The sequence below is a fragment of the Stutzerimonas sp. genome (assembly GCF_982611455.1).
In genome coordinates this window covers 54,326-73,058 of record NZ_CEXBBO010000011.1, presented here as the reverse complement: position 1 = coordinate 73,058, position 18,733 = coordinate 54,326, and the positions used below count along the sequence as shown (strand labels likewise).

The following is an 18,733-nucleotide window of genomic DNA, read 5'->3' as shown; positions in this document are numbered from 1 at the left end:
GAGCGCGTTCAGTGTCGATTAGAAGCTATAGACCATGCCCAGGGAGAACACGCTGATATCATCGCCAAGTGCCGCCACCTGGTAGACGTCGGTGTCGTGGCCGCCCTTGATCTGGTAGTCAGCCGTGTTGTCGTCGTTCTTCAGCATGCCGTAGATGCCGTAGATGGACAGTTGCTTGGACAGTTTGTGGTCCAGGCCCAGGCTCCACTGGCTTGCGCCGGAGTCGTCGGTATCGCTCCAATCATCAGCGACCATGTACTGCAGCTTTAACGTGTTGGCGCCGAACTTGTAAGCGCCGTTCAGGCCCCAGGCATCACGGTCGCGATCGCCGTCGGCACTGCCTTCTTCGTAACGGTCGAACATCGCGCCCAGACGGATGGCGCCGAAGGTGTAGCCGGCGGCAACGCGAAACGCATCGGATTCATAGGCGCGGACGTCGGCTGCAACGGTGTCGTTATCGTCGCCGTCAGCTTTCTCGTAGCCAGCGCTGAATTCGAGGTCGCCAATGCTGTAGCCCAAGGCAACGCTCGCCAGAGAGTAGTCGTTGTCTTCGATGTCGCCGTCAACAGTCTCGTAGTCAGCATAGGACGTAGCGTACATGGCGCTGGCGACCAGGCCGTTAAGGCTCGGGCTGACGTACTGGATGCTGTTTTTTGCCCGACGGTTGGCTTCGTCGGCCACGTTACGGGCATCGGCCACGGTGTCGCCAAAGATGTCGAAGGCGTTGCGCACGTTCTTGAGCGGCGTGTCCTGGTTACCCACCAGAACCTGGCCGAAATCGCCAGCCAAACCAACGAACGTGTTGCGCCCAGCGAAATTGTCACCGCCTTCGTCGACGATGATCTTCGATTCGATCTGGTAGACCACGTTCAAATCGGGGTTGACTTCGGTGACGCCCTTGAAGCCCAGGCGCGATGAGTTACTGGCGATCGCCAGTTCGCTGTCGGTGTCGTTGTCCACGAAGTCCGCCGACACGTGGGCCTTGCCATAAATCTCCAGCTGCTTGCCGATGATTTCGTAGGCGCTGGCGGTGGTGGGCAACGCAACTGCAGCGGCGATGGCGAGGGTCAGGGGGAGAAGCTTGCGTGGCATGATTTTTCCTTTCTGTGCGTTCGCGGATTGGTAGCTGTGCCGCCTCCGGGTCCTAACCCCCCAAGCGGCTGAGGGCAGAATGAGGTTCGTTGGTTACAACTTTCCGCACTTTTGACGACGATTTCATGACGTTGCAGAGGGTGTTTGCTTTGCCTAGCTATGGCGGAACGTTCCGTTCCGCCTCTTTCTGCGGCGTCGTTGCCAACAAGGACTTCAGTTCCGCGAGCCAGCGGGTGAGACTACGCATATGCCTATCCAGACCCTTTCCAGCCTCGCCGACATCGCGCCCGCTCGTTGGGATGCCCTGCTCAGTGCTGATCCTCAACCCTTTCTTCGCCACGCGTTCCTCTCCGCCTTGGAGGACAGCGGCAGCGTCGGAGGTCGCAGCGGTTGGTGCCCACAGCATTGGCTGTTAAGCGATGCACAGGGCGCAGTCGTCGCCGCGCTGCCGCCGTATCGCAAGACCCACTCCAGCGGGGAATACGTGTTCGACTGGGCATGGGCCGACGCCTGCCACCGTGCCGGGATTGAGTATTACCCGAAGCTGCTCTGCGCCGTGCCGTTTTCGCCGGTGACCGGGGCGCGCCTGCTGGGCGATCGCAACGCCGCTGGGCAGTTGCTCGACCAGCTTTGTGCCGGACTTGCCGAGCGCGGACAATCCAGCCTGCATGTGAATTTCACCGAGCCGGATGCCGACGCGGTGTTCAAGGAGCGAGAAGGCTGGCTGGAGCGCATCGGCTGCCAATTCCATTGGCACAACCGTGGTTACCGGGATTTTCAGGACTTCCTCGACGGCCTCACCTCGCGCAAACGCAAGCAATTGCGTAAGGAGCGCGAGCAAGTGGCGGGGCAAGGGATCGAGTTCGACTGGCATGAAGGCCGTCAGGTCAGCGAAGCCGAGTGGGATTTCGTCTATGCCTGTTATGCCAATACCTACCACGTGCGTGGTCAGGCGCCGTATCTGACGCGCAGCTTTTTCAGTTTGCTTGCCGAGCACATGCCTGAAGCGATTCGATTGGTGCTGGCGAAACAGGGCGGCCAACCGGTAGCCATGGCCTTCAGCCTGATCGATGGGCAGGGGTTGTATGGCCGCTATTGGGGTTGTTTAGCCGAGTTCGACCGGCTGCATTTCGAGACCTGTTTCTATCAAGGTATCGATCAGGCCATCGCGGCCGGGCTGCCTCGTTTCGATGCTGGGGCGCAGGGTGAGCACAAGCTGATCCGCGGCTTCGAACCGGTGATCACCCGTTCCTGGCATTACTTGGTGCATCCGGGGCTGCGCGCGGCGGTGAGCGAATTTCTCGATCAGGAACGTCAGGGCGTACTGCGCTATGCCGAGGCGACGCGCGACGCGCTGCCCTATCGCCAGGCAGATTGACCGCCGCGTTTATTTCACCTTCGGCGCCGCGCTGACGCCTTCGAGCGTGGCGAAAGAGGTGTCTTTGGCCGTCAACAGGAAATCGCGCATGAAAGGCGAATCCAGCATGTCGGCGCGGATGCCGGCGAATAGCGTGGCGAACAGGCCTTTCTCGCCCAGACGCTTGGCGGTGACGTAGCTGCGCGCACTGTATTCATGCAGTGCCCAGTTCGGCACGCAGCAGACGCCGCGGCCTGAAGCCACCAATTGCATCATCATTACCGTGAGTTCGGAGGTACGCACCTGCGCCGGCTCGACGTCTGCCGGCTCCAGAAAACGAGTGAAAATATCCAGCCGGTCGCGTTCTACCGGGTAGGTAATCAGCGTTTCGTTGGCCAGGTCTTCGGCACGCACATAGGGCCGGGTTGCCAGCGGATGTTGATTGGCGACCGCGAGCAGCGCCTCGTAGGTAAACAGCGGGACATAGGTAATGCCGGGCAGCTCGATCGGGTCGGAGGTCACCACTAGATCCAGATCGCCACGAGCCAGCGCCGGGAGCGGTGCGAACGAGAAACCCGAAGCGAGATCGAGCTCGACCTCTGGCCAGGCATCGCGGAATTGGTCGATCGTCGGCATCAGCCATTGGAAGCAGCTATGGCACTCGATTGCCATATGCAGACGTCCGGCGGTGCCGCCGGCCAGTCTCGCCAGATCACGCTCGGCGCTGCGTAGTTGCGGCAGCAGACTGTCCGCCAGCTGCAGCAGGCGCAAGCCGGCGCTGGTGAAGCGCACGGGCCGCGTCTTGCGCACGAACAGCTGCAGGCCCAGACGTTCTTCCAGCTCCTTGAACTGATGCGAAAGCGCCGACTGAGTCAGGTGCAGACGTTCAGCCGCTTCGACGAGGCTGTCCGTCTCACGCAATGCATGAAGGGTTTTCAGGTGACGAATTTCCAGCATGCCGGGCTTCCTGCGATTGCGTGCGATCAAGGCCTGAGAGAGGAGGCGTTCGATCAGAAAGGAGCTTGGTAAATGAGCAAAGCTCACGTGATGGCAAAGTGTGTCCCAGCGCGTTCGTGATTGTCGAGCCGTGAACGCTGGTGGAGGGCGGGTTTACCTTTCGTTAGCCGCAACCGTTTAGCGCGGCCTATCGACACTTGCGGAGCGAAGATGAATATATCTAAAGACGAAAGATAATAACCTGAGTTTGTCTCATGTAAGTGGCGCGCCCACAATCTACTCCATCAACACAAAATGATGGAGATTGTTATGGCTGTTGCTCATTCTCTGGGCTTCCCACGCATTGGTGCCGACCGCGAATTAAAGAAAGCGCTCGAGGCGTATTGGAAAGGCGACCTGAGCGAGCGAGAGTTGCGCCAGGTCGGCCGTGACTTGCGAGCCGCTCACTGGCAACTGCAGGCCGACGCCGGTATCGAGTTGCTGCCAGTCGGCGATTTCGCCTGGTACGACCAAGTGCTGACGCATTCCTTGATGTTCGGCGTGGTCCCGGAGCGCTTCCGCCCGCTTGATGGCCAGCCGACGCTGGATACGCTGTTCGCCATGGCGCGTGGTGTGACCAAGAGCTGCTGCGGCGGTGCACAGGCGCAGGAAATGACCAAGTGGTTCGATACCAACTACCACTACCTGGTCCCGGAATTCACCGTCGATCAGCAATTCCAGTTGTCCTGGCCGCAGCTGTTTGAGGAAGTCGCAGAAGCGCAGGCGCTGGGACATGCGGTCAAGCCGGTGCTGATCGGCCCGCTGACTTATCTGTGGCAAGGCAAGGCCAAGGGTGATGGGTTCGACAAGCTGGAACTGCTCGAACGGCTGCTGCCGGTATACGGCGAGGTGCTTGAGCGACTGGCAGCGCAGGGCGTCGAATGGGTGCAGATCGATGAACCGATTCTCGTGCTGGATCTGCCTCAGGATTGGAAAAACGCGTTCGAACGTGCCTACAACCTGCTGCAGCGTGCGCCGCTGAAGAAGCTGGTTGCGACCTACTTCGGTGGCCTGGAAGACAATTTGGGTCTCGCCGCCACGCTGCCGGTCGATGGTTTGCATATCGATCTGGTACGCGCGCCAGACCAGTACCCGGTGATCCTGGACCGCTTGCCGGCTTACAAGATTCTTTCCCTTGGCCTGGTCAACGGCCGCAACGTTTGGCGCTGTGATCTGGATCAGGCGTTGAACGTGCTTCAGCACGCAGCCGAACGCCTGGGTGAGCGACTGTGGGTCGCGCCGTCCTGTTCCTTGCTGCATACGCCGGTGGATCTGACGCGAGAAGATCAGCTGGATGCCGAACTCAAAAGCTGGTTGGCCTTCGCTGTGCAGAAATGCGCCGAGGTCGCGGTGCTGGCACGCGCTGTCGACCAGCCGGAAGATGCTCAGGTGCAGGCTGCGCTGCAGCACAGCCGTGCGGTTCAGGCCAGTCGTGCGCTATCGCCGCGGATCCACAAGTCTGAGGTGCAGGCGCGGCTGGCGGCGATCAAGCCTCGGCACAGTCAGCGGCAATCCAGTTTCGTCGAGCGTATCGAGCAGCAGCGTGCGCGCCTGAACCTACCGTCGTTCCCGACCACGACCATCGGCTCGTTTCCGCAAACTCCGGCGATTCGTCTGGCGCGGCAGGCCTTCAAACAGGGCAAGTTGGCGCTGACCGACTACACGGAGGCGATGCAGGCTGAAATTCGTCATGCAATAGCGGTGCAAGAGCAATTGGGCCTGGATGTGCTGGTGCATGGCGAGGCCGAGCGTAACGACATGGTCGAGTATTTCGCCGAACAGTTGGACGGCTATGCGTTCAGCCGTTTCGGCTGGGTGCAGAGCTACGGCTCGCGCTGCGTTAAACCGGCAGTCATCTATGGCGACCTGAGCCGCCCAGCGCCAATGACGGTTGAGTGGATCCGCTATGCGCAGCAGCAGACCGACAAAATCATGAAGGGCATGCTGACTGGCCCGGTAACCATGCTGATGTGGTCGTTCACTCGCGACGATATCGGCCGCGAACAACAGGCGCGGCAGCTAGCGTTGGCGATCCGTGACGAGGTTTGCGATCTCGAAGCGGCGGGAATCAAGATTGTGCAAATCGATGAGGCGGCGTTCCGCGAAGGTTTACCGTTGCGCCGCGCGCAGTGGCGCGAGTATCTCGATTGGGCGGTAGATGCCTTCCGCTTGTGTGCGAGCGGCGTACGCGATGAAACGCAGATCCATACGCATATGTGCTACAGCGAATTCAATGATGTGATCGAATCGATCGCCGCGATGGATGCCGACGTCATCACCATCGAGACCTCGCGCTCGCAAATGGAACTGCTCGAGGCTTTCCGAGCGTTCGACTATCCCAACGATATCGGTCCGGGTGTTTATGACATCCATTCGCCGCGGGTGCCCGATACCGGCGAGATGGTGCAGTTGCTGGAAAAAGCCCGCGAGCGAATTCCTGCCGAGCGGCTCTGGGTAAATCCGGACTGTGGTTTGAAAACCCGTGGCTGGCCGGAAACCGAAGCGGCGCTGGTGAACATGGTTGCGGCGGCACGGCAACTTCGCGCCGCGCAGCAGGGCAAGGTGGCCTGAGGCTGCGTATCCCGAGGCGCGCCCCGCCTTTGTTCGCGAGCAAGCTCACTCCTACAAAGCATATGCTGGCCGCTTTTCGTAGGAGCGGGCTTGTTCGCGAATGGGCTGCGCCGAACCGCGTCCCCCTGCTCTCATGGGATAGGCCGGTTCGTAGGCCGTGTCCCGCTACGTGCGGACCGTTGCGTATTTCGGCTAAGGTATCGGCTTCCATCCGACTCGTTTACCGTCATGACGCCCGCCATCGATCTGCTGAAAAAAGCCAAGGCCGAACACCGTGTTCACAGCTATGAGCACGATCCCAAGTCCGCATCTTATGGGCTCGAAGCGGCTGAAAAGCTCGGCCTGGAGCCCGCGTGCGTGTTCAAGACACTGCTGGTCTGTAGCGAGAAAAGCGAACTGCTAGTCGCCGTTGTGCCGGTAGCGGGCAGTCTCGACCTCAAAGCCCTGGCGCAGGCTGCCAAGGTGAAAAAGGTCGATATGGCCGATCCCATGGCTGCGCAGCGGGCGACGGGTTATTTGGTCGGTGGGATCAGCCCGCTGGGCCAGAAAAAGCGTTTGCGTACCTTTATCGACAGCTCCGCGCTAGCCTTGCCGAGCCTGCATGTCAGTGCGGGGCGGCGAGGTCTGGAAGTGGAATTGACGGCGCAGGTGCTGGCCGAGCATACCGCCGGCAGCTTTGCTCAGATCGCACGATCATGACGATGATGTTTCCAGCTATTTGGGATGAGGCTTTTGGCTGCAATCGCCAAAGCTCGTAGGCCAAACTTGCTCGGCCGAATGAATTCGGCCCTACCGTGAACAGACCCTAGAGCGGCGGCAGAATCTCACCGAGGTCGGTGGAGTTGATGCCGGGGATGTGAATCTCGCTGTGCACCAATTGCTGGCCTTCCATCTGCGGCTGGGTCACCCAGGTCAGGATGTCGTAATAGCGACGAATGTTCGCCACGAAATGCACCGGCTCGCCGCCCCGTGCGTAACCATAGCGGGTCTTGCTGTACCACTGTTTCTCTGCCAGACGCGGCAGCATTTGCTTCACGTCCAACCACTTGTTCGGATCCAGTCCTTCGCCTTCGGTGAGCTTGCGTGCATCTTCCAAATGCCCGCCGCCAACGTTGTAGGCGGCCAGCGCGAACCAGGTACGGTCGGGCTCCTTGATGCTGTCCGGCAGATTGGCATGTACCTGCGCGATGTATTTGCCGCCGCCCTGAATGCTCTGCATCGGGTCGACTCGATTGGTGACGCCCATGGCCTTGGCGGTATTGAGCGTCAGCATCATCAGGCCACGCACGCCGGTTTTCGAGGTGGCGTCAGGGCTCCAGTGGGACTCCTGATAGCCGATCGCGGCGAGTAGACGCCAGTCGACGCCGTGGGCCTTAGCGGTTTCGCGGAACATTTTCTCGTAACGCGGCAGGCGTTGTTGCAGGTGTTTGGCAAAGGCGTAGGCGCCGACATAGCCGAGCACATCGACGTGACCGTAGTAGCGTTCGCGCAGGCGTTGCAGCGTGCCGTTTTCACGAGCCTCGTCGAGGAACTGGTTAGCGGCGTCAAGTACGCTGTTGTCTTCGCCCTTGCCGAAAATCCATGACAGGCTGTTCTGCTCGCCCAGGTCGAACGCCACGCGCGCGTTGGTGAAATACACTTGGTTGAGCGCCAGCTCGTTCGACTCGACCAGTGTCAGGTCGACCTGGCCTTCATCGACCATGCGCAGCAGATCGACCACTTCCACCGCGTCGGATTCCTCATAGCGCAACTCTGGCAACTCGACTTGCAACGCCTTGAGCTTCTCCGCCTGGCTGCTGCCCTTGAGCACCAGGATGCGCTTGCCGACCAGATCTTCGGGTTGGGTTGGACGACGCTGTCCCCTGCGGTAAACGACCTGAGTGGTGACGTCCAGATAGGGCTTGGTGAAGCGTGCAAAATCCTTGCGCCCTTCGCTGGCCACCAGGCCGGCGGCCGCCAGGGTAGGGCCGCCGGGGCGGTTCAGGCGGGTGAAGATTTCTTCGATATTGTCAGCGGTTTCGATTTGCAGTTTGACGCCGAGGTGGCTGGCAAAGCGCTTGACCAGCTCATACTCGAAGCCGGCTTCGCCGTTGCGGTCCTGGAAATACGTGGACGGGCTGTTGCGGGTGATCACGCGCAGTACACCTTCCTCCTTAATACGCTCGAGTGCGCTGGGCGGTTCGGCGCAGCTACTGAGCATCAGGAAGAGTCCGGTCGCTAGCAACCAGGAGGTGCAGCGCTTGCGGAACGCGGTTTGGGCAAACATCGGCGCAGTATACGCAAAGGCGAACCGCCACCATATCTGGACAGGATCGACGGACTTTGCTAAGCGAAGCGGCAAATCCTCGGCGATCCAGCGCCGCTCGGGGCTTGGCTGTCGTCGCGGCAGCGACGGCAAGTGTGTCCGAACGTTACTGCAACGTTGAGTTCGGTGCCTGCCGCAAGACGGGTTCGGCTGTTCATACTTATCTTGCTGCGAGAGGTGACCTTGCTCTGGCCGGCTCGGAGCGGGAAAATCCTTCGTCGTGGTGCCGATCGAACGGTGTCTGCCCCTTCACTTCGAGAAACCCACTGGATGAGCGTCGCTGCTGCCAAACCCTGGTTCGTCTATCTGGTGCGGGCCGCCAACGGCTCGCTGTACTGCGGTATCAGCGACGATGCCAACCGACGCTTCGCGGCCCACCAGAGCGGGCGGGGCGCGCGCTTCTTTCATTCGAGCCCGGCGGTGGCGCTGGTCTACGTCGAAGCCTGTGACGGCAAGGGCGATGCGTTGCGCCGTGAACGCGCTATCAAACGGCTCAAAAAACCGGCCAAGGAGGCGCTGGTGATCGCGTACAGCAGCGGCCCGGTGAATACCCCGGTAATCAGCTGAACGGGTAGGCTGCCTCGGCCGGGCCGAGTAAGCTGCCGGTCTACCTACAAGACTGGCGGAGCCTGCAATGCATGAACTGATTCTGCACCACTATCCCACTTCTCCCTTCGCCGAAAAGGCGCGTTTGATGCTGGGTTTCAAGCAGCTTTCCTGGCGCTCGGTGGCTATTCCTCCAGTGATGCCCAAGCCGGATCTCACCGCGCTGACCGGTGGTTATCGGCGTACCCCGGTGCTGCAGGTTGGTGCCGATGTGTATTGCGATACCGCGCTGATGGCCCGTCGCCTCGAAGCCGAGAAAAGCACGCCGGCCTTGTTCCCCGAGGGGCACGAATTCGTAGCGTCCACACTGGCACAGTGGGCTGACTCGGTGTTGTTCCTGCACGCCGTGAGCCTGGTTTTTCAGCCCGAATCCATGGCGCTGCGCTTCGCTCAGGTACCCAAGGAATTCATTCAGGTCTTCAGTAAGGACCGCGCCGCATTGTTCGGCAGTGGCTCGGTGTCACGCATTCCGCTGGAGCAGGCCAAGAGCCACTGGCCGGTGTTGATGGCTCGCCTTCAACAACAGCTGGCGCGCGACAACGGTGAGTTTCTGCTGGGCAGCGTGCCTTGCGTAGCCGATTTCGCCGTCGCCCATTGCCTGTGGTTCCTCAAGGGCACACCGGTTACCGCGCCGCTGGTGGATGACTATCTGGACGTTGCCGCCTGGCTTGGCAAGGTATTGGCTGTTGGCCATGGCTCGCCTTCCGAGCTGTCTGCCGAAGAGGCCGTGGCGATTGCCCGCAGTTCCACTCCGGCTGCCCTGCCGGACGAGGCGTTCTTCGAGCCCAACGGTTTTCAGGCTGGCCAGCAGGTGACGATCTCCGCGGTGGATTACGGCACCGATCCTGTCGAGGGCGAGTTGATATTTGCCGGCGTCGAGGAACTGATTCTGCGTCGCGAAGACGAGCGCGCCGGCGTGGTTCACGTGCACTTCCCGCGTATCGGCTACCGCATCGACGCCCGTTGATGCGCAGTGCCCGCGGATCGGCCATTACCGGTCCGCGGGTCGCTTTGCTGCGGCCTACCGCTACAGTGCGATGAACAGCAGGGTGACGCCCAGCAGCAGGCGGTAGATCACGAAAGGCAGCATGCCCAGCGCATCCAGGGCCTTGAGAAATAGCTTGATGCAGAGGAAGGCAGCGACGAAGGACAACGCCGTACCGATGAAGATGTCGTTCCAGTGCGCGGCTTCGCCCGACTGGGCCAGTTCGACGGCCTTCAATCCGCCCGCCGCGAGAATCAGCGGTATCGACAAGAGAAACGAGAAGCGCGCCGCGGTTTGCCGGGTGAAGCCGAGCAGCAACGCCGCGGTCATGGTGATGCCCGAGCGGGAAGTGCCCGGGATCAGCGCCAGCGCCTGGGCGAAGCCGATGATCAGCGCGCTTTTCCAGGTCATCTGATCCATCTCCGCGATGCGCTTGCCCTTGATGTCTGCCCACCACAGCAGCAGGCCGAAAATGATGGTGGTGGCGGCGATGAGCAGCATCGAGCGTGTGTACTGCTCGATAGAGTCCTCCAGCAGCAGTCCGATAATCGCCGCCGGCAGCGTCCCGATGATGATCGCCCAACCCAGGCGGCTTTCGGCGCTGACCTGTTGCCTGAATACGTGAGCCAACCAGCCACGGCTGGTGGCGATCACTTCATGGCGGAAGCAAATCAGCACGGCGAACAGCGTGCCGACGTGAACCGCGACGTCGAATGCCTGGCCTTGGTCTGGCCAGCCGAGGACTTGGGAAGGAAGAATCAGATGAGCGGAAGAGGAAATCGGAAGAAATTCGGTGATGCCCTGCAATAGGGACAAAATAATCAGGTGAAGCCAATCCATTGAAAATCCTTAGCCTTATCGGGTCCTGCGCGGTTGCTGCGCCGGTAAGCAGCCATGTGACTGATAAACAGGCTGTTCATTCCTCGGCGAGCAGCGGAATTTCATTCCATTCCGGCTCGCGTCGGGGGTCGCGTTTAGGTCGGTCGGTTTTCGCCGCTCCGCGGCCTGGCGCAGGCGTCGCTGTTATTGCCGGGATCAGTTCTTGCGGCGTTTGAGCTGGTCGGTCAGCTGCGTTGGGAGCTGGCGGATGATTAGCATGTTGCGGGCTTCGTCGTATTCGATTTTCGAGCCCAGCAGATGCGATTCGAAGCTGATCGACAATCCCTCGGCGCGTCCGGTGAAACGCTGAAACTGGTTGAGGGTGCGCTTGTCCGCCGGGATTTCCGGTGACAGGCCGTAGTCCTTGTTGCGGATGTGCTCGTAGAAGGCGCGCGGTCGCTCTTCGTCGATTACCCCGGATAGCTCCTCCAGCGACATCGGCTCGCCGATCTTCGCCTGGCTGCTGGCATAACCCACCAGCGCGCTGGTTTTCTCGCGCGCCTTTTCTTCCGGCAGGTCTTCGCTCTCGACGTAATCGCTGAAGGCCTTGAGCAGCGTGCGTGTCTCGCCAGGGCCATCAACGCCCTCCTGGCAACCGATGAAGTCGCGAAAGTATTCCGAAACCTTCTTGCCGTTTTTGCCCTTGATGAACGAAATGTACTGTTTGGACTGTTGGTTGTTCTTCCACTCGGAAAGGTTGATCCGCGTCGCCAGGTGCAACTGACCGAGATCGAGGTGCTTGGCCGGTGCGACATCCAGCGAATCGGTGACCGTGACGCCGTTACTGTGGTGCAGCAGGGCGATTGCCAGGTAGTCGGTCATGCCCTGTTGGTAGTGGGCGAAGAGCACATGGCCGCCGGTTGAGAGGTTCGATTCTTCCATCAGCTTTTGCAGGTGCTCCACCGCCTGCCGGCTGAACGCGGTGAAGTCCTGGTTGTTCTCCATGTACTGGCTGAGCCAGCCGCTGAAGGGGTAGGCACCGGATTCGTCGTGGAAGTAGCCCCAGGCCTTGCCCTGCTTGGCGTTGTAACTTTCGTTGAGATCGGCCAGCAGATTCTCGATGGCCTGGGACTCGCCCAGCTCCGAATCGCGGGCATGAAGCACGGCGGGTGTGCCGTCTGGCTTTTTCTCGATCAGATGAACAATGCAGTGACGAATCGGCATGGAATACTCGCGTCGGGTGAGGCAACAGGCGGCAGTTTAACCGAGCACTCATGCCTGCCGCTGGGCAAAAAAGTGGATGCGGTCGGGTGGCCTTATGCGAGTAAGATGGATTCCCCCGTTTTTTATTAAGTGTGTCGGCGATGAATGCGATATGGCGCAACAGTGCGTGGATCTTGCTGGGTGGCTCGTTGATCCTGGCCGTTTCTCTGGGTACGCGGCATGGTTTTGGTCTGTTTCTATCGCCGATGAGCGCGGAGTTCGGCTGGGGACGTGAGGTTTTTGCCTTCGCCATTGCCTTGCAAAACCTGATCTGGGGGCTGGCGCAGCCGGTCACCGGGGCGCTGGCCGATCGCTTTGGCGTTGCGCGCGCGGTATTGCTCGGCGGTGTGCTCTATGCCGCGGGTCTGTTGCTGATGGCTGGGGCGGACTCGCCGACATCGCTTTCGCTGAGTGCCGGGTTGCTGATCGGCCTCGGCCTGTCCGGTACCTCGTTCTCGGTGATTCTCGGTGCGGTCGGCCGCGCAGTACCCGCCGAGAAGCGCAGCATGGCCATGGGTATCGCCAGTGCCGCGGGATCCTTCGGCCAGTTCGCGATGCTGCCTGGCACGCTCGGCCTGATCGGCTGGCTGGGTTGGTCGTCGGCGTTACTGGCGCTGGGAATGCTGGTGGCGTTGATCATGCCGCTGGCGCTGATGTTGCGCAGTGGGCCGCCCGCACCGGTGACCGGGCCGCAGCAATCGCTGGCCGAGGCGTTGCGCGAGGCCGTCAGTCACCCCGGTTTCCGCCTGCTGGCGCTGGGTTTCTTCGTCTGCGGTTTCCAGGTCGTGTTCATCGGCATACATCTGCCGGCCTATCTGGTGGATCAGCATTTGCCGGCCACGGCGGGCACCACGGTGCTGGCGCTGGTCGGGCTGTTCAACGTGGTCGGCACCTACACCGCGGGCTGGCTGGGCGGCTGCTACTCAAAACCCAAGCTGCTGACAGCGCTCTATCTGCTCCGGGCCGTGGTCATCAGTGCGTTCTTCTTCGCCCCGCTGACACTCTGGACGGCCTATGCCTTTGGCATCGCGATGGGCTTGTTGTGGCTGTCCACGGTGCCGCTGACCAACGGTACGGTGGCGACGCTGTTCGGCGTGCGTAACTTGTCGATGCTCGGCGGTATCGTCTTTCTGTTCCATCAGATCGGCTCGTTTTTCGGCGGCTGGTTGGGCGGGTGGGTGTATGACCAGACCGGCAGCTACGATCTGGTCTGGCAGATTTCCATTGCCCTCAGCCTGATGGCCGCCGCGTTGAACTGGCCGATTCGCGAACAGCCGGTCGAGCGCGTGCGCCTGGCGGCCGGAGCGGCGTGATGCGTGCCGGATGGCTGTGGGCAGGCGGTGCCGTGTTGGCGTCGCTATTGCTGTTGGCAGCCTGGTGGGGCTGGCAGCAGGGTGGGCTGGCGCTGCTCCAGTTGGGCGTGGGAATCTGCTGATCGGCCGTTATGGTAGTTTTTGCGAGCTTTACGGAATCAATTCGTCGCAGATGGCTCCAACAAGCGAGACGAATAAAGTTGTCGCAGAACCGTAATCAAAGCCCTGTAAAAAGCTGCGGCATGCAGTTATCTGGAGCTACCGAACCATGTCCACTCTTACCGAACTCGCCCAACAGATCGCCCAACTCTATCCCTTGCAGGACAAGCGTGTCGGCAAGCGCTACCGCGTGGTCGGCGAGCTCGCCGGCATGACCGAGCTGGAGGAGATCAACGGCGAGCCTCGTTATATCCAGACCATGGCGCTGAAAAACAAGCAGCAGTGGGACGTGGCGGTCTGAGGTATGCCCCGCGTGCGCAAGGCGAACTACGATGACACTGCGGCGATAACCCGCTTGCTCGCCGACCTTGGCTATCCTGGAGCCGACGCCTTCATTGACCAGCGCCTACAGCAGCTAATGAGTCACGGCGATGCCTGCCTGTTGGTGGCCGAGGGCGATGGCGGTCAGGTGCTCGGGTTCATCTCCCTGCATTTCATCGTGCAGTTGGCACTTGCCGGAGATTTCTGCCGCATCAGTTATCTTTGTGTCGACTCGGCGGCTCGCGGCCTGGGTGTCGGTGCATTGTTGGAGCAGGCTGCGGAAGCTCGTGCCCGAGCCCGCGGCTGTGATCGTATGGAGCTCCATTGCGATACACGCCGCGAAAACGCCCATCGCTTCTATGCGCGACTGGGTTACGAGGACGCGCCAAAGTATTTCCGTCGCTCGCTGAACTGCTCAGCCCGGCTGGCGGTTCCAGTGCGTTGCGCGCCACTCGCTCTGCTGTTCTTCGCTTAAAAAAGTCCAGGCGACAAAGCGGCTGCGTTTCTGCCCTTGTGCCATCTCCACCACGCGAATTGCTGAGGCTCCCAGCTTTTTCAGCTTTGCTTGCAAGGAAGCGACATTGCTCGCTTTCGAAACGAGCGTGCTGAACCAATAGACCTGCTGCGCCACGTCTCTGCTCTCGCTCGCCAGCCGAGCAATAAATGCCGCCTCGCCGCCCTCGCACCAGAGTTCCGCCGCCTGCCCGCCGAAGTTGAGTGCCGGCAGCTTGCGCTTCGGATCGAGCTTGCCGAGGTTCCGCCATTTGCGCTGGCTGCCGCTGTTGGCCTCGGCTTGCGATGCATGGAAGGGGGGATTGCACAAGGTGATGTCGAAGCGATCATCAGGCTGCAACAGACCCTCGAAAATATGCCTTGGATCGGTTTGTTGGCGCAGCTCGATGCTTTTGCCGAGTTTGTTCGCGGTGACGATGGTACGTGCCGACGCCAGCGCGATGGTGTCGATGTCCGAACCGGTGAAGCGCCAGCCATATTCGCGCAGACCGATCAGCGGATAGATGCAGTTGGCGCCGGTGCCGATGTCCAGTGCGTGGATGGTAGCGCCGCGCGGGATCTCGCTGGCGTTTTCGTCTGCCAGCAGGTCGGCCAGGCCATGCAGGTAGTCGGCCCGGCCGGGAATCGGCGGGCACAGATAACCCGGTGGGATATCCCAGTGAGCGATGCCGTAGAACTGCTTGAGCAGCGCGCGGTTGAACGCGCGCACCGCGTCCGGGTTGGCGAAGTCGATGCTCTGCTTGCCATAGGGGTTGAGTATCACGAATTTTGCCAGCTCCGGGCTGCCAGCAAGCAGGGCGGGAAAATCGTAGCGTCCCGTATGGCGATTGCGCGGGTGCAGCGTGGCCTTGTCGTTGACGGGCTTGGCGGCGCGTGACGCTACGTTTACGTTGGTTGATTTCGGCGTGGGCATGATCGGGTGCTGGCATCGATGAGGGCGGCATTGTCCCATAGCTTTTAGCCTCGGCGTGGCACCAACAACATCCAGACCAACCCCCAAAGCAGCGCGCCGGCACCGAGCCAGAAAGCACTGTGCAGCGTGCCACCCATATTCAGCCAGACCCCGGTGAGCCAGGGGCCAGCCAGCTGGGTCAAGCTGTATAGCGCAATCAGCGCTGCGGAAAGCCGCGGTCCCTGATGAGGGTGCAGCGCGCGGGCCAGACGTTGTGTCAGCAATACCGTGCCAAGAAAAGTGCCGCCGACCAACACGGCGCACAGCAGGATGCCCGGCGCACCCGGCAACAGTAGCGCGGCCAGGACGCCAGCCAATTGGGTGACATAGCTTAAACGCAAGGCCTGGATATCGCCGAGTAGGGCGCCGAGACGATTCCACAGCCAGGGCGAGGGGAGCGTCGCGATCGCGACCACCAGCCAGCTGCTTTCGATCAGGAAGTCTCCGGGCTCCACCTGCAGGCGTGCCACCATCGGCAGGAAGGTCATCGGCAGGATGTAGCCCATCCCGGCGCCGGCATAGGACAGAAACAGCGGTGTACTGGCGCGATCCAGCAGGCGGCCGCTAAGTTGTTCCGGTTTTTCGGCGGGTTCTTCCTCGGGCATGTCCAGTCGCGCCAGTTGCCGCCAGCCCCACCACGCCAGTGGAATGGAAAGCAGCGCCGCGGGCCACCAACGTTCTGCTCCCACCAGCACGCCATTGCTCAGGCTTACCAGCAGGCTGGAAATAATCAGCCCCACACAGACGCCCAGATAGACAAGCCCGCTGGAGGAAACGCGACGATGGCGCGCCAGCCATTCGAGGATCAACGACGGCGCCTGAACGAAGACCAACCCGTTGCTGATGCCGTTGAGCAGGCGCAGCGCGGAAAGTGTTTCCGCCGATTCGGCCTGGGTCTGCGCCAGCGTGCTGAGCACATGCAACGCTAGCGCCCAGGGCAGACTCCGACGAATCTGTCCGACCCGGTGCCAGCGCAAGGCGAGCAACGCGCCGATGAGATAGCCCAGGTAGTTCCAGCTGGCGATGCTCGCCCCTTGTTGTACCGTCAGGACGCCGTCTTCCACCAGCCAGGGCAGCAGCGGGGTATAGATGAAACGGCCAAGGCCGTGGACGACCAGCAGCAGCGTGGCTCCGGCCAGCAGAACCGGGAACAGGGCGGGACGTTCAGACATCGAGGGCAGACCATGCTGGCGAAAAGGAGCACAGCTTAGCGGCCGGCGCGGCAACCAACCACCCTACCGATGGATAGCCCTGGCGGCATTGACTGTGATCAGCAGAGCGGCACCGCGGCTAGCTTCACCGGTACGGTGAATAGCGCTACGAATGCCCGAACTCGGTGAAACGATCATGTGAGCTTCCGTCGTGCGATGAGCCTTAGTTGCAGGCGCCATACCTTCGGCCGTCCGCCAGCCCAGCATCACTCAGGAGTAGCCGAGAACGGATTTGACCTGGGACAGGTTCTGCTCGATCCATTGCCTGTCGATGGCGCCCCAGCTGTGAATGCAGTAATGGCCGGCGTTGTGTCGCTCGCCGTGTTCCTGGACGAAACGGCAATCGATATCGAGATCGATCAGTGCAGCCAGGGTGTCTTGGGCCGTGCGCCTGGGCATTCCGGTCGCCTCCACCAGCGCTGGCACGCTGGTAGCTGCGCCGCTGTCGATCAGCCAGGCGACGTAGAGTCGCCGGTAGAAACTGCTTTTGGTCTTGCTGACGGTCATCGTTATTCCATGACTATTAAAACCTGGCCGTTGAGTCTGCGTTACGCGACATCAGCGGGCCAGGGCTGACGGCGTGTCGGTTAAAGCAGAGCCAGAATGCCGACATAGGTGACGGCGCCGGCAGTGTAGCCGAGGAAAGCCAGCAAGCTGACGCGCTTGACGTACCAGGTGAAGCTGATCCTCTCCATACCCATTGCGGCAACGCCCGCAGCCGAGCCGATGATCAGCGCGCTGCCGCCCGTGCCGGCGCAGTAGGCAAGCATTTCCCAGAAATGTCCATCGACCACGAACTGCGACAACCAATCGGTCTCGGCAGGAGATGCCGCCGCCAGCATGGCTGGGGTAACCAGCGAGTACATCTTCATCGAGCCGGCTACCAGCGGCACGTTATCCACCACTGCCGAAAGCAGGCCGATGGAATAATTGATCGGATAGATATGGCCCAACGATTCACGCAGCGCTGTGGCAACTTGGGTCAGGTGGCCAGCGGTGGCAAGTGCGGCGACCGCCAGCAGGATGCCGAGGAAGAACAATACGCTTGGGGTGTCGACCTTGCGCAAAACGCCGACCACGGAAAGCGGATGCTTGTCTTCGTCATTTTTGTGGCGATGAATGAATTCAGTAGTGATCCAAAGCACGCCGAGGCCGAAGAGGATGCCCATGTAGGGCGGCAGGTGTGTCACGGTCTTGAAGATCGGCACGAACAGTAGTGCACCGAGGCCGAGCACCAGCACCAGGTTGCGTTCGAACGGCGTGGTGCTAGGCGGAATCTCCTCGCCCAGGTGAACGCGGGCACGGGGCCGCGGCGCCTCGCCACGCAAACGGAAGCTGAGAATGATCAGCGGCACCAATAAGCAGACCAGGCTTGGTAGGAACAGCCCGGCGATGATGCCGGATGCGGTGATCTGTCCGCCGATCCAGAGCATGGTAGTGGTCACGTCGCCGATGGGAGACCAGGCACCGCCAGCGTTGGCGGCGATGACCACGACGCCGACGAAGAGCCAGCGCTCGGGGCGGCCACGAATCAGCTTACGCAGCAGCGAGACCATGACGATGGTAGTGGTCAGGTTGTCCAGTGCGGCGGAAAGAAAAAAGGTCAGTAAGCCGACAATCCACAACAAGTGGACGCGCTTGCGGGTCTGGATGCGATCGGTGATGACCTTGAAGCCTTCGTGAGAGTCGATCAGTTCGACGATGGTCATTGCGCCGAGCAGGAAGAACAGAATCTCCGAAATTTCACCCAGATGGTGCCGCAGCGACTCGACCACCACCGTTGATGAGTCGACTGGATCGTGGCTGCCGGACTGCAGCATCGGGACGATCGAGTCGGCGCCCAGTACCAGCACGGTCCAGCAGAACACCGCTGTCAGAATTGCAGCTGCCGCCTTGTCGATCTTCAACGGGTGTTCGAAGGCTATGCATAGATAGCCAATGACAAACACAACAGCCATAAATGCGTACATCTGGAAGCTCCATTTTGAAAAACCGCGCCGGGCGTTCGGGTTGCAATGGCTCGGTTGTCGGCAGGCTCAAAATAGGCGACTGGCTGTGCGAATGAATTAAGTTGGAAACCGCGATACGGAAGGGTGGATACCTGCGTCGTGAGCGGTTGAGCGTACGGTCGCCCCCGCTCGGGGCTCGCTTCGCTGCTTACTTCATGTCGTAGAGCTTTTCTGCTTCGGCTTGGGCCTGCCAGTTATTATTCGTATTTTCCTGTGCGGCATATGCACTAGCGGCACCGGTAGTAACTTGTCACCAGTCAA

Annotated in this window: 18 protein-coding genes; 9 read left to right on the top strand and 9 right to left on the bottom strand. The window is 60.9% G+C overall.

Translation table 11 applies throughout. The features are described from left to right. Window positions 1-18: 18 nt before the first annotated feature. Window positions 19-1,092 carry a porin gene (locus AC2LD7_RS09130; protein WP_484597436.1) on the bottom strand — a complete coding sequence of 358 codons (1,074 nt, stop codon included), beginning with the start codon at window positions 1,090-1,092 and terminating at the stop codon, window positions 19-21. A 247-nt stretch (window positions 1,093-1,339) separates the two neighbouring features. Here AC2LD7_RS09130 and AC2LD7_RS09125 point away from each other — a divergent pair, with 247 nt between their 5' ends. Further along, a complete protein-coding gene (locus tag AC2LD7_RS09125) occupies window positions 1,340-2,470 on the top strand; it encodes a GNAT family N-acetyltransferase (protein ID WP_484597435.1) in 1,131 nt (376 codons plus the stop codon). A 9-nt stretch (window positions 2,471-2,479) separates the two neighbouring features. Here AC2LD7_RS09125 and metR read toward each other — a convergent pair whose 3' ends face one another. After that, window positions 2,480-3,406 carry a transcriptional regulator MetR gene (gene metR / locus AC2LD7_RS09120; protein WP_484597434.1) on the bottom strand — a complete coding sequence of 309 codons (927 nt, stop codon included), beginning with the start codon at window positions 3,404-3,406 and terminating at the stop codon, window positions 2,480-2,482. 309 nt (window positions 3,407-3,715) lie between these two features. Here metR and metE point away from each other — a divergent pair, with 309 nt between their 5' ends. Both metE and ybaK read left to right on the top strand, forming a co-directional pair. Continuing rightward, window positions 3,716-6,016: a 5-methyltetrahydropteroyltriglutamate--homocysteine S-methyltransferase gene (gene metE, locus AC2LD7_RS09115; RefSeq protein WP_484597433.1), complete on the top strand. Its 2,301-nt coding sequence runs from the start codon at window positions 3,716-3,718 to the stop codon at window positions 6,014-6,016. Window positions 6,017-6,244: 228 nt separating this feature from the next. After that, a complete protein-coding gene (ybaK, locus tag AC2LD7_RS09110) occupies window positions 6,245-6,715 on the top strand; it encodes a Cys-tRNA(Pro) deacylase (RefSeq protein ID WP_484597432.1) in 471 nt (156 codons plus the stop codon). Window positions 6,716-6,821: 106 nt separating this feature from the next. Here the strand turns inward: ybaK and mltF are convergent, their stop codons facing one another. Then, on the bottom strand, window positions 6,822-8,282 hold the full coding sequence (mltF, locus tag AC2LD7_RS09105; RefSeq protein ID WP_484597431.1) for a membrane-bound lytic murein transglycosylase MltF: 1,461 nt from the start codon (window positions 8,280-8,282) through the stop codon (window positions 6,822-6,824). A 309-nt stretch (window positions 8,283-8,591) separates the two neighbouring features. On the opposite strand from mltF, the gene AC2LD7_RS09100 reads away from it, so the two are divergent. After that, the gene (locus AC2LD7_RS09100) at window positions 8,592-8,888 is read left to right on the top strand and encodes a GIY-YIG nuclease family protein (protein WP_484597430.1); all 297 of its coding nucleotides are present in this window, start codon (window positions 8,592-8,594) and stop codon (window positions 8,886-8,888) included. 67 nt (window positions 8,889-8,955) lie between these two features. After that, window positions 8,956-9,894, top strand: a complete 939-nt coding sequence (locus tag AC2LD7_RS09095; protein WP_484597429.1) for a glutathione S-transferase family protein — start codon at window positions 8,956-8,958, stop codon at window positions 9,892-9,894. A gap of 60 nt (window positions 9,895-9,954) precedes the next feature. On the opposite strand, the gene AC2LD7_RS09090 is transcribed toward AC2LD7_RS09095, so the two are convergent. Then, a complete protein-coding gene (locus tag AC2LD7_RS09090; RefSeq protein WP_484597428.1) occupies window positions 9,955-10,752 on the bottom strand; it encodes an undecaprenyl-diphosphate phosphatase in 798 nt (265 codons plus the stop codon). Window positions 10,753-10,947: 195 nt separating this feature from the next. Continuing rightward, window positions 10,948-11,955, bottom strand: coding sequence for a nucleoid-associated protein YejK (gene yejK, locus AC2LD7_RS09085; RefSeq protein ID WP_484597427.1), 1,008 nt, complete (start codon window positions 11,953-11,955; stop codon window positions 10,948-10,950). A 140-nt stretch (window positions 11,956-12,095) separates the two neighbouring features. Between yejK and AC2LD7_RS09080 the strand changes: the two genes are divergently transcribed. From AC2LD7_RS09080 to AC2LD7_RS09065, 4 genes are all read left to right on the top strand, one after another. Continuing rightward, window positions 12,096-13,307: an MFS transporter gene (locus tag AC2LD7_RS09080; RefSeq protein ID WP_484597426.1), complete on the top strand. Its 1,212-nt coding sequence runs from the start codon at window positions 12,096-12,098 to the stop codon at window positions 13,305-13,307. Then, window positions 13,307-13,429: a hypothetical protein gene (locus tag AC2LD7_RS09075; protein ID WP_484597425.1), complete on the top strand. Its 123-nt coding sequence runs from the start codon at window positions 13,307-13,309 to the stop codon at window positions 13,427-13,429. The genes AC2LD7_RS09080 and AC2LD7_RS09075 overlap by 1 nt, the downstream gene beginning before the upstream one ends. 146 nt (window positions 13,430-13,575) lie before the next feature. Next, on the top strand, window positions 13,576-13,767 hold the full coding sequence (locus AC2LD7_RS09070; RefSeq protein WP_484597424.1) for a hypothetical protein: 192 nt from the start codon (window positions 13,576-13,578) through the stop codon (window positions 13,765-13,767). 3 nt (window positions 13,768-13,770) lie between these two features. Further along, on the top strand, window positions 13,771-14,262 hold the full coding sequence (locus AC2LD7_RS09065; RefSeq protein ID WP_484597423.1) for a GNAT family N-acetyltransferase: 492 nt from the start codon (window positions 13,771-13,773) through the stop codon (window positions 14,260-14,262). Here the strand turns inward: AC2LD7_RS09065 and rlmF are convergent. The 4 genes from rlmF to nhaD all read right to left on the bottom strand — a co-directional run bounded on the left by rlmF (window position 14,203) and on the right by nhaD (window position 18,433). After that, window positions 14,203-15,213, bottom strand: a complete 1,011-nt coding sequence (gene rlmF / locus AC2LD7_RS09060; protein WP_484597422.1) for a 23S rRNA (adenine(1618)-N(6))-methyltransferase RlmF — start codon at window positions 15,211-15,213, stop codon at window positions 14,203-14,205. The two genes, AC2LD7_RS09065 and rlmF, sit on opposite strands and share 60 nt — an antisense overlap. Window positions 15,214-15,257: 44 nt before the next feature. After that, window positions 15,258-16,424, bottom strand: coding sequence for a YbfB/YjiJ family MFS transporter (locus AC2LD7_RS09055; protein WP_484597421.1), 1,167 nt, complete (start codon window positions 16,422-16,424; stop codon window positions 15,258-15,260). 249 nt (window positions 16,425-16,673) lie between these two features. Beyond that, window positions 16,674-16,970, bottom strand: a complete 297-nt coding sequence (locus AC2LD7_RS09050; RefSeq protein WP_484597420.1) for a winged helix-turn-helix domain-containing protein — start codon at window positions 16,968-16,970, stop codon at window positions 16,674-16,676. 80 nt (window positions 16,971-17,050) lie between these two features. Further along, window positions 17,051-18,433 (bottom strand): sodium:proton antiporter NhaD, encoded by a 1,383-nt coding sequence (gene nhaD / locus AC2LD7_RS09045; protein WP_484597419.1) that lies wholly within the window; start codon window positions 18,431-18,433, stop codon window positions 17,051-17,053. Window positions 18,434-18,733 lie beyond the last annotated feature (300 nt).